The following is an 11,085-nucleotide window of genomic DNA, read 5'->3' as shown; positions in this document are numbered from 1 at the left end:
CTTGGCGGCGGGAGATCGCTGGATGCGCCAAAATTACTGACGACCGGTTCATAAACGGCTCTCGAGCTTACTGCTCTTGAAAGCTTGTGTATAGAAAGCCCGTTTGTCATACGTTGTGAAAGTGTTCGAGTGCGGACTCTCGCTGCTACGGACGGAAGCAAAGGTGCCGTCTCGCGGTATCTGGATCGTTGAAAGAAGTCTCAAATGTTTCCGCGCAGAAACCCGAGACTCGCTATAGCTCCTTGGAGTGGAAGGCGAATGAAATCCACATGATCAGATGGTGCATCACCTATCTTCTGCACGCGCGACAGCGTGATCGTCTGCTATTTGAACGGAATAGCTCATTTAATTTTCAGGTCTGAAAAGTGTCTTTGGTATTGAAGATGGTGCGGGCTTTTCCGCGAGGTCGAACTACCGAAGAATTGCTTGTGCTTGTCGGTGCTGCTTTTTCTCATGACAAGCGGCTCGCTGCGATCGCTGAGCTGGACCAGCTATTGAGAGATGGCCTTGTTGAAAAGGCACATGATGGGCGTTGGCGCGCCAAGCGCATGAACTTTGCGACAGGTGCGCCAAGTGTGGCGGTAACCACGCAACAAAAAGACGCGGGTTCGGAAACCGTCATTCATGCGGCCGCTGCAACATTCGCGTCTGAGCCACTTTCGGTAGAACCGTTTGATGTAGAGAGCGCTGGAGATGGAAGTGTCGATCCTCAAGCGCTTATCAGATACTGGCGTTCTGCACTGCGTGCCGATCCACGTGGCGCAATCACGCAAGTGGCCGATAAGCACGGGATCGAATGGTCGCTCATTTCCGGGCGGGGCCCCATCAACCCCGGAGAGGACCGTTGCCTTCGAATTTCGATTGATCTTGCTGCAATCGACCCTGCTTTTCAGGAAGCTCTCGTTCGTCGAGAAGGCCATGAGAACGCGCTCGCAATCGGCTGGCCCATCGCGGTGGGTCGCCGTGGCGGCGTGCCGATATTCCAGCCCGTCGGGATGTTGGCCGCCGCTTGGAAGCGGGAGGCCGAAACACTCGTGCTGACGGTCGATGCTGACGACGTCCTTTTGAACCCGGACTGGGTGCGGAGTGCCGCCCGTGCGAGCGGCTGGAATCGTGGAGATCTGGCTGACCTTTTCTCCGCGGACGATGGCCTCGGACTACGCGCGGATGATTTCCTGGATAAGCTCAGGGTTGCCGTCGCAAGCCAGATTCGTGGGCGCCTGGTGGGGGAGGATCTTGCCTCCCAGCTCGATCCCTCCGCTCAAGGCATCTATGACAGCGCGGCGATTGTCCTCCCGACGGACTCATCGTTCACTGCAGGCGCGGCGCGCGACCTCGACATGATCGGCACTTGGCCATCGGAACGGATCGCGCGTACGGCGCTCGGCGAAGTGCTCGGGATCAAAGGCGGAACGAACCCGAATCCTGTTGAGGCCATTGATGCGGTCCCGTTGAACACGGAGCAATTGCGCGCCGTCCGCGGTGCCTGCGAGGAGCCGCTCACGGTCGTGACCGGCCCACCTGGAACCGGGAAGAGCCAGGCGATCGTCTCAATGGCGGCCTCGGTCCTTGCGGCCGGCGGGAGCGTTTTGGTCGCGTCCAAGAACCACCAGGCCCTTGATGCGGTGGAGGATCGCCTCGGGTCTCTCGCGCCGGACGTGCCGTTCACGGTTCGCACGCTCAATCCCAATGACGAGACGGACACTGGATTTTCGGATGCGCTCAGGAAACTCTTGGAGAACGAGAGCCGATCGCGGGCGACCTCCGTAGACGAATTGGCCTTGGGCAAGCTGATCGATACGGCGCACCGGCGGACGGATGCGGTCGATGAGATCGATCGTATTGCCGAGCTCGAATGCGAGATATCGGACGTCCTCGAACGGATTGACCTGCATGAAGCGCATGGCCGAGATGAGGTCACGCCAACACAAGCCCGAGAGGCGTCCACGGGTCTCCTGCGGCGCCTGATTTCTTGGCTCCGATCAGTCTTCACCGACCGAGCCGTTCGGGGGGAAGCGGCTATCCCGGACAACCTCGAACGTCGCGGCATGAGTCTTTCAGACCTTCGGCGAACACTGGCGACCCTGCGCTCGATGAGAGAAAGGCTCGGCGATCCGGAAGATCCGATCGAGTTGGGCGAAAGGATCCGCGAGGCGACAGGTAAGCTCTTGCCCGTGATCCTGGCGGCCCGGTGCCGCCTGTCCGAGGAGGAGCGGCGGGATTTATCCGAAATCTACGACGATTGGACTTTCAGCGGCGGCAAGGGACATCCGCCGTCCGACCTGTCGATGGCCTTGATGGGCCATCGGCCCCTGTGGCTCGCATCGATACTCGGGACGCCTCGGCGCATTCCGCTCGACGACGGCCTGTTCAATCTCGTGATCTTCGACGAAGCGAGCCAGTGCGATATCGCAACGGCGATCCCCCTCTTCGCTCGAGCGAAAAGGGCGGTCGTGGTGGGCGACGACAGGCAGCTGTCCTTCATCCCCCAGCTCGGCCAGGCCCAAGATCGCAACCTGATGCAAGCCCAGGGCTTGCCCGTCTCCAGGATGGGGCGGTTCGCGCAGAGCCGTAGGTCGTTGTTCGAGTTCGCGTCGCGGGTTCCGGACGCCCGGAGGATCACGCTGCGCCATCAATACAGGTCAGCCGGGCCAATCGTCGATTATATCAGCGAGACCTTCTACGGGGGCCAGCTGCAGACCTCGCATGATCCGCGAGGGCTGGTGGTGCCGGCCGGTGTCAAACCGGGCATCACGTGGGAGGATGTGCCGGCGCCGGCGATCCCACAGATTGGTAATGTCAACCCCGCCGAAGTCTCCGCGATCGTGCGGCATTTGCGAAAGCTCCTGGAGGACGAAGAATACGGTGGCAGCATTGGTGTAATCACCCCCTTTCGAGCACAAGTTCTCGCGCTCGAGACCGCGATTTTGGCGGCCATCGACCGGCCCAAGCTGACGGCCTGCGACTTCAAGGTCGGAACGGTCGACGGTTTCCAGGGACAGGAACGCGATCTGATCCTTTTTTCACCTTGTGTCGGGCCACGCAGTCCGCAATCCGGGATGACGTTTTTCCAGAGGGACACCCGTCGCCTCAATGTCGCCATTTCTCGCGCTCGCGCCGTTGCCATCGTATTCGGTGATCTCGGTTTCGCGCGGACCGGTCAGTCGAAGGCGCTCGGGAAGCTCGCTGCGGTGGCCACTGAGCCGCGGACCAGAAAAGGCGAGGGTGTCTTCGACAGCGATTGGGAGCGCAAGGTCTACCACGCGCTGAAAGAGCGCGGCCTGGAACCGCACCCCCAATACGAGATCGCAGGGCGGCGGCTCGATTTTGCGCTGTTCGGTGCAAATGGGACGAAGCTCGATCTCGAGGTGGATGGGCGGCGGTGGCACGAAAGTCCGGACGGCCGGCGGAAGACGTCGGACCTCTGGCGGGATCATCAATTGAAGTCTCTCGGATGGCGCGTTCGCCGGTTCTGGGTGGACGAACTTTCGAGGGACATGGAGGGATGCCTTGACCGAGTCGAACAGGACCTATCGTAAATCTACCAGAAATACCGTGATCGCTCTCGGCCTGGCTGGGGCAGCCATCCTCGCGTCCGGATTTTTGGTGCTGCAAGTAAATTCCCTCGACCGCAGATATGGACGTATCGAAGAAAACCTCGGCTACTACACAGGCGAACTGCAATCAGCGCAGCAGCAGCTGGAACAAGCCAGAGAGCAATTTCGTGAGCTATCTGATCGAAGTCAGAACCTTGCGGAAGAGGTCGCCACTGCTGAAAGCAGCCGCCAAAGCGCGGCGCAACGTGAGGCGGCTGCGCAGGCCAGGCTTGAAGCGAGTCAGAACGAGTTGACATCGATTCAGGACCGCTTGGCCCAGGCACGGGAGACAATTGCCCAGGCCCAGCGGCTCGAACGCGAAAATACACAAGCACTGTCACGACGGAACAATCTCGAAGGCCAGGTTGCGAGTCTCGAAGAGGAAGTTCAGGGCCTTGAGGAAAGGCGAGACGAACTGGTCGTGCAGCGGACCCAGGCCGAAACTTCTATCGAAGCTCTCGGGGTCAGGCGCGACGAGCTCCAGAGCGAAGTGGACAGACTCGCACCGCAAGTCGAAGATCTTCGCGCGCAGCAGCGCCGTGTTGAGCAATTGGGGCAAGATGAAGCGCGTCTCGAGGAGCGCATTTCAGAGCTTTCGGAAAACGAGGCGGAGATCCGCAACGAATTGGCTGCCCTGCAGGAAGAGCGCAAATCGGCTGCCGACGCAGTAAGTGAACGCCAACAGGACCTCGCCACGGCCGAAGCCAATGTCGACGCGATTACATCTGAGATCGAAAGCCTCCAAGCACAGCGGTCCGATCTGGATGCCAGCGTTTCTGGAGCAGAGGCGCGACTTTCTCGACTGCAAAACGAAGCCGACGTGGCACAGGGCGCATTGAGCAGGATAGAAGCACAACGCACCGAGACCGCAGAAGCTCTGGACACTGCGCGAGAACAATTGTCGACGCGCAGCGCCGATCTTTCCACCCTCGAAGATCAGATCGCAACGGCCGAGGAGGAACTGGCCGGGCTCGATGAGCGGCGCACGGCAATGAACCGCCTTCAGGCCGAGGTTGATCGGCTGGAGGCCCGCCAGGCTGAGTTGGAAGGATCCCTACCTGATCTCGAAGAGAGGGCCCAAGTGGCTCGTTCCTCACTGGCGTCGGCACGCGCGGATGCGGCGACGGAACAGGAGCGCGTTGCGGAGCTTGCCGGGCGAGCCTCGAGCTTCGAGACGGACATTGAGACACTGCAGGAGCGCCGCGACGCGCTTGAGGTCGCGACCGAGGCCGCTGAGACGGCCAACGAAGAGGCCCGTGCAGCCTTGGCAGAGCTGCGGACCGATCAAGCTCGGCTTGATGAACTCGTGAAAGCACGACGCGACGAGCTGTCACGCTTGGATGAACTCCTCACTGAAAGACAGGAGCGACTCGCCGAACTGCGGGAGCGGACCGAGGCGGCCAGGGCGGCCCTGCCATCCGCCCCGCGGTCTGCTGCGGCGCCGGAGCCGGAAGACGCTGAGCGGCCGGATCGGGATCGCGCTGCTGAGCCGCGGGAGGATGTCGTCGAAGAGCGGGACCAGAGTCCGGGGGGTGTGCCGGATTCGGAGCCCGCTGCAGCGACCGAGGACGAGTGAGGTAATCGAAGATGCTAACGGATAATACGATACTTGTGCTCGCGATCGCGGGCGTCCTCATATTGCTCGCCGTGGTGCAACTGCTCCTCGCTGCGCGCCATGATCGTGCGGTGACGGCCGCAGGCCCGATCGAGGAACTCGCCATCTACGAGAGACGTCTCGAGGAGAAGCAGCGTCTCGTCGACGAGCTGGAGAACGAGCTTGAGAAGCGGCGCCAAGCCATGGCGGTGGTTGCCGATCTGCAAGCCGAGGTGGACGGATTGCGGCGACAGAAGGAGGAGCTGCTCGCGGAATGGGAGAGCCTACGGGAACGGCGGGACGAGGTCGCTGCCGTGCGGCAGGAGACCGAAGCGGCTGTGATCGAACGTCAGCAGCTCGAGAGCGAGATCGCTCCACTTCGCGCGGAATACCTGGCCATTAAGGAAAGGCTGGAAAAGGCGGAGGAGCTACTTGGGCGCACCGAGGCGCTCAAAAGGGAATACGAGGAGATTTCCGAACAGGTCAATGAACTTCGCGAAAGAAAGCGGGAGCTTGAGGAGGCCAAAGAGAGGATTTCAGGTCTCGAGAGCCGGGCTCAGGAACTCGAGACGACCATTTCGCGCCTCGAGGGCCGCATGGCATCCGAGGAGAGCGAGCTGGCAAATCTGCAAACCCGGGTGGCGTCCGAACGCGAGGCATTGGCTCATGCTCAGACCGAACACGGACGCTTGGGGGCCGATCTCGCGGCGCAAGGTCAGGAGGTCCGCCGCATCACCGGCGAGATCGAAACGCTCGAGGGGACGCGCAGCACGCTCGATGCCCGGCTGGCTTACCTGAAGGGCGAGATCGCGCGCAGCGAGGGGCGCTCCGTAGATGGTGAAACAGGTGATGCCGATCCGCTCCGCGAACTGAAGGAAACACCGCCGGTCGTCGTGGCAATGAGAACTTGGGATCCTGCGCCGCGCGAGAACGAGGCGGATGCAATCATGCGAGTGGAGCGGCGGCTTCGCGCGAAAGGACTCGATTACCCAGCGCGGACGCTGCGCGCCTTCCATACCGCCATGAAGGTTAACGAGACAACGCAAATGGCCGTGCTCGCCGGCATCTCCGGGACAGGTAAGAGCCAGTTGCCACGGCAATACGCTGCCGGAATGGGTATCGGCTTTCTACAGGTGCCGGTTCAACCGCGCTGGGACAGCCCGCAGGACCTCATGGGGTTCTACAACTACATCGAAGGCAAGTTCCGGCCCACGGACATGGCGCGCGCGCTCTGGGCGGTCGATGAACTCCACAATGATCAAGCGGACCGGGACCGCATGATGATGATCCTTCTGGATGAAATGAACCTTGCGCGGGTCGAATACTACTTCTCGGATTTCCTGAGCCGCTTGGAAAGCCGCCCGCGCCCGAGTGATGTCGGCGATGCGAACGAGCGCAAGGATGCCGAGATTGAGCTCGAAATCCCAAACATGCAGATGCCGCCCCGGATCTTCCCTGGCTACAACCTTCTGTTCGCCGGCACGATGAACGAAGACGAAAGCACGCAGTCCCTGTCCGACAAGGTCGTCGACCGAGCGAACATCCTGCGCTTCGCGGCGCCGAAGAAAATCAAAGAAGGTCATGCGGAAGGCGACGTCGAACCGACCAAGGCTCTATCGCGAGAAACCTGGACGAGGTGGGGCCACTCGAGCGCCCACGTTGACGGGGATGCCCGGGTGACCGCAAGGGTCGAGCAGATGGTCGACTTAATGCGTGAGTTTCAGCGTCCCTTCGGTCATCGCCTGGGCCGCGCGATTATGGCCTACGCGGCGAATTACCCGGAGGTCGAGGGCGGTCGCGGCGTCGACGACGCGTTGGCTGACCAGGTCGAGATGCGCCTCCTGCCCAAGCTCCGTGGCGTCGAAGTCGACATGGCGGCTCCGCAATTCTCCAACTTGATGACCTTTGTCGATCGCGATCTGGGCGATGCTCCACTGGCCGAGGCGATCGACGAGTCTGTGCGACTGTCCGAGGCCACGGGGCAGTTCGTGTGGAGAGGGGTCTCGCGTTGATGCGGCTGATAACTCGGCCGTGGTCAGCCAAGTCCTTGGGCGAAGGCGGAGCGTTCGGGCCGAACGATTGCCTGCTCGGCGAGTTCCAGGGGCAGGCTCCGCGCGGCCTGGAATACGCGACGCTTCTCAGCGGCGTGGTGAGGAACACGCCCACGGGCCTGGCGCTGGTCCCCTATCCCAAGCGCGACCGTGCTGTGGCACCCGAGCGCGAAGGCTTCCCTATTCGCCCCCGCTTCGGCCACGACCCGGTAACGGAAGCCGAGAAAGAGGGAGCGGCCGCGCTTCAGCATATGAACGAAGTCCTCGCCCGCATCCAGGAGTTGGAGGAAGCGCTCGAAGTTCCAGCTATTTTGTGGGAGCGCCTGCGTGAGGCTTGGAAGCGCGCCGAGGACGAGGCCGACCCGAGGATGGCTGAAATCGTTCGGCAGGCGCGGCGAATGCAACCCGTGCTTCGGGACCTTGAGAAAAGGGTTCGACGGGTCTTGCGTAGACACCGGGAACTGACGCCTCTCGACCGCGTCCAAGAGATGGACCGCGCATCCATGGTCTGGCTCAGCCGGCAACCCGGCCGAAACATTCCGGAGCGTGCAGGGGCCTCGCAGCGGATCCTTGCGACCGTGAGACGCGAGAACTTTGATACTCTGGAAAACCGCGTTCTTCATGCCTATGCGCGTCTGGCCGTAGATGCGGCCCGGCAATGGATACGGGAACATCCAAGCGCCAAGTCCAGCGCGCGCTACGGTCAGGTCGACGCATTCCGGAAATCTTGCCGGACCCTGGCGAGAACGCTTGCGGATCTCGGGGTCGCGATCGCGCCTGCCGGCATCACCCCCAATTACGTCCTGATGCAGGACCGCAGCTATAGGGAGGTTCACGATTGTTGGCTCCGGCTTCTGCTGCGGCGCAGGACCGAAGACGGTCTGTGGGCGTGGCAGGCGGAGACGTGGACCGATTTTGCCGTCCTCGCGATCATCCTCGCCATCGATGAACTGGACGAAGCGGAACTGGTCGCTCAGTCCCCGATATCCTGGAACGAGGAAGCGGCAGGGGGGCGTTGGTTCGATCAGGATAGACCGATCGCGGTATTCTGGCTCCGCGACACGAACCGGATCGTGGAGGTCCAGGCTCGTCCCGAGAAACCGGGAGCTCTGCTCAGCGTCGCGCGATCTCACGTGGCATTGCGGATCTCCGATCCCAGTCGAACGGATTTGCCTCGACGCGTTGCGGTCTGGACGCCCCACGCGATGCGACGGCTGGAGCTCGACGAATGCGTCATCGAGGCGGCATCCCTTCTGAACCAGATGCAGCCGCTGGCCCTGACCGAGGTGCTTCGCCATGGGCTCATCATTACTCCCGCTCGGGGCCGACCTGAAACCACGAGCGTTACTCGCGGCAAGGTCGCAGTCAGGGCCATTGCGCTCGGACCTTCCGGCAATGACCTTGCGCAGGGGTTTCAGGCGGTGCGCGATTTCGTGCAGGGCGAGATCCACGAGACATCGAAATGACAGCCAGGAAGTTCTGCGGGTTTGACGTAAACGGTTGGCGCGACTTCGTTGCCAGGAATTGGCGCTCAAGGCCGGGGGAGGAAGACGAGGTCGGCCCCGTCGAAGTCGTTCCAAGTGGCCCGCTCACTTCTGTTGTTAATGTCGGAAATGCTGGCACAAGCCGTTGGATCGGAGGCGCTCAGGCAGACGCCGCCCCTCACGGACTTGGTGGGGGGTGGGGTGAAGTCGGAGCACCAGAGCGCCGCATTTCGGTCCGGGAGCTCCTCGAAATGAAGGACGAGGACGTCACAAAGTTGGCGTCCTGCTTCGCGGGATCGGCCCAGGGGGCCGCCTACAACATCGCGTCAATCGACGAAGGCCCCGACGGGTCCGAGACGGCACAGGAACACCTGCTCGCTGCACTGTCCGCCGGCAAGTATCGGAACGGCCTGCTTGTCTGGCGTCCTGTTCTCGCAGCGCTCTATGCAATCGAGCATGGTCTTGTGGCGGAAGGACAGCGCTTGGGTGTGGTCTGCCAGGACCGGCGTGGCTTGGCCGTTCAACACCTTCTCATCAGGGGGGCACGCGGCGTCCTGGCACCGGAAAGGCGCGAGGCTGCGACGCATACGCCAGGGAGTATCGGATACGAAAATCTCGTGCATGCCGCGCGTAAGGCCGCAATCGGTCAGGTCGGCCTCACATCGAGAACAGCCCATCGCGCCATCGCACGTTCAGTCGGAAAGATGGCCTTGGGACTCACTTGTCCGCCCGAGATGGTTCGGGTCCAGAACGGGGACTGGGAGCTCCTCGATTTAAGCGGATACCAAGCTGCCGACAAGGTGACGGAATTCAACGAGGTTCTCGACCTGCAGGGCTGCGACGTGGTGCTTCTGGAGACGCTGACCGAAGGGGCTCTCAAGGACCGCATCGCCGCAAGTCTCGGGAGCTCGTCGCCCGTTTCCGTTAGCGTGCTGCCGGCACCGGCCGTGGCACACGGCGCCTTGCTTGCGGCGCATAGGGCCGGGAACGGGGCGCCGATCTTTTTCGACTTCTTGCCCAGGCTGTCCACCATTGTCTACGGGGCTGATGGCGCGGCGAATTTCGACCTTATTAGACCGGAAGAGACGCTTGAAGCCGGCCGCACTTATCGGAGCCCTAACCCGGCAACGCTGGCGATACCGGCGGGGCAGGAGAATGTCTCCGTGTATCTTCGGAAGGAAGCTTCACCACCACCGCGAAAGGCGACCATCGCGATCGGCACGCCGCTGAAGGAACAGGCGGCCGTGTCGCTCTGGGTCGAGCAGAAGCCGGCGGCCGGTCGGGCAAGGATCCTGATGGAAGCGCCAATATTGGGTCGGAGCTTCACGGTCGACTGGGACGATGCACAAGAAGATGCCCGATCTTGGGATGAGATCATCGAAAGCCAACAGCACCATGTCTCAATCCCGCAGCGCTTGGTTCTTCCCTGCGGGATGCCCGCATGGGAAGACACCGCTCGCGCCGATGGGCTGCTCAGTCTCCTCCAATCGGAACCCTTCCGCATCAACCCCGATTGGGAAACGCTCGCGGCGAAGCTGTCGCAACGGCCGTTCGGGCAATACTGCATCTCCAGCGATGGAGATCTTCCCGCCGAGATCGGCCGGGAGGAAATTGAGCGACTCGATATCCTGACGGACAAGGCGCTGGCCGTTACACGCAGACGCCTCGCCGGCAAAACGGGCCAAGGGACCGAGGACAACGCGGCCTTGAAGTTCCTGACCTGGCAGTTCCGGCGCTGTCCGACCGACGTGGTCAAATGGCTGACAGAGTGCATCGAGACGCGTGGGCGAGCCCACCCCTTCGTGCGCCACCAGATGAGCTGGGTCCTCGTCTACCAGGGGCTGGGACGGATCCTTCGCGATGAAGAGGCCGTCGAGCGCGTCGTGCAGATGCTTCTGTCCTCGGACGTCGAGAACTGGGTGTGGAACCGACAAAGCGCGTGCATGGCCTTTCTGCTGTCGCGGTCGGACATGGCGCCGATGCTCCTGTCTCGTGAGGACGTGGACAGATTGGCAAGCCGCACACTGGCGGATTTCAAGCGCAACATCGGTGAAGAATACACCATGTTCAACTACGCGCCCTTTCTGCTCGCGGGTCTTCTCAGGTGGCGCCTCAAGGACCCCACGGCCCTGGTGTCTGGCATTGATCCCCTGGCCGAAGATTTCCTGGCGATCATCGAGAAAGTCGAAGTTGATCTTATTGGCCGCCGTAAACCGAGTGCCAACCTCCAGCGGCGACGCGACAAGATCTTGCCGATTCTACGGGATCTCAAGGAGGAATTGCTCGGCCAAGGGACAAATCCGGATCTTCTTATGGACATCTACGGTGCGAGCTAGGGCCAAGATGCTGCATGCGCAGTT

The 11,085-nt window shown here is 61.8% G+C and carries 5 protein-coding genes; all 5 read left to right on the top strand.

Annotated elements, in window-relative coordinates:
- The first annotated feature begins 428 nt into the window (after positions 1 to 428).
- The 5 genes from DQG15_RS13410 to DQG15_RS13390 all read left to right on the top strand — a co-directional run bounded on the left by DQG15_RS13410 (position 429) and on the right by DQG15_RS13390 (position 11,061).
- On the top strand, positions 429 to 3,539 hold the full coding sequence (locus DQG15_RS13410; RefSeq protein ID WP_198665150.1) for an AAA domain-containing protein: 3,111 nt from the start codon (positions 429 to 431) through the stop codon (positions 3,537 to 3,539).
- Positions 3,511 to 5,172, top strand: coding sequence for a hypothetical protein (locus tag DQG15_RS13405; RefSeq protein ID WP_157968996.1), 1,662 nt, complete (start codon positions 3,511 to 3,513; stop codon positions 5,170 to 5,172). Before DQG15_RS13410 ends, DQG15_RS13405 begins: the two co-directional genes overlap by 29 nt.
- A 35-nt stretch (positions 5,173 to 5,207) precedes the next feature.
- Entirely contained in the window at positions 5,208 to 7,202 is a 1,995-nt protein-coding gene (locus tag DQG15_RS13400) for a chromosome segregation ATPase-like protein (protein ID WP_232830849.1), read from the top strand.
- Entirely contained in the window at positions 7,202 to 8,707 is a 1,506-nt protein-coding gene (locus DQG15_RS13395; RefSeq protein ID WP_116085988.1) for a hypothetical protein, read from the top strand. Before DQG15_RS13400 ends, DQG15_RS13395 begins: the two co-directional genes overlap by 1 nt.
- 269 nt (positions 8,708 to 8,976) lie before the next feature.
- The gene (locus DQG15_RS13390; RefSeq protein ID WP_116085986.1) at positions 8,977 to 11,061 is read left to right on the top strand and encodes a hypothetical protein; all 2,085 of its coding nucleotides are present in this window, start codon (positions 8,977 to 8,979) and stop codon (positions 11,059 to 11,061) included.
- Positions 11,062 to 11,085 lie beyond the last annotated feature (24 nt).

This window comes from Tropicimonas sp. IMCC34011 (genome assembly GCF_003390865.1).
GTDB lineage: Bacteria > Pseudomonadota > Alphaproteobacteria > Rhodobacterales > Rhodobacteraceae > Tropicimonas_B.
Note: the sequence above shows the minus strand (reverse complement) of the source record. Positions and strands in the feature narration are given on the sequence as shown.

Coding starts and splice junctions, on each gene's coding strand:
- DQG15_RS13390 (WP_116085986.1), top strand. CDS start 8,977: ATGAAGGACGAGGACGTCACAAAGTTGGCGTCCTGCTTCGCGGGATCG.
- DQG15_RS13395 (WP_116085988.1), top strand. CDS start 7,202: ATGCGGCTGATAACTCGGCCGTGGTCAGCCAAGTCCTTGGGCGAAGGC.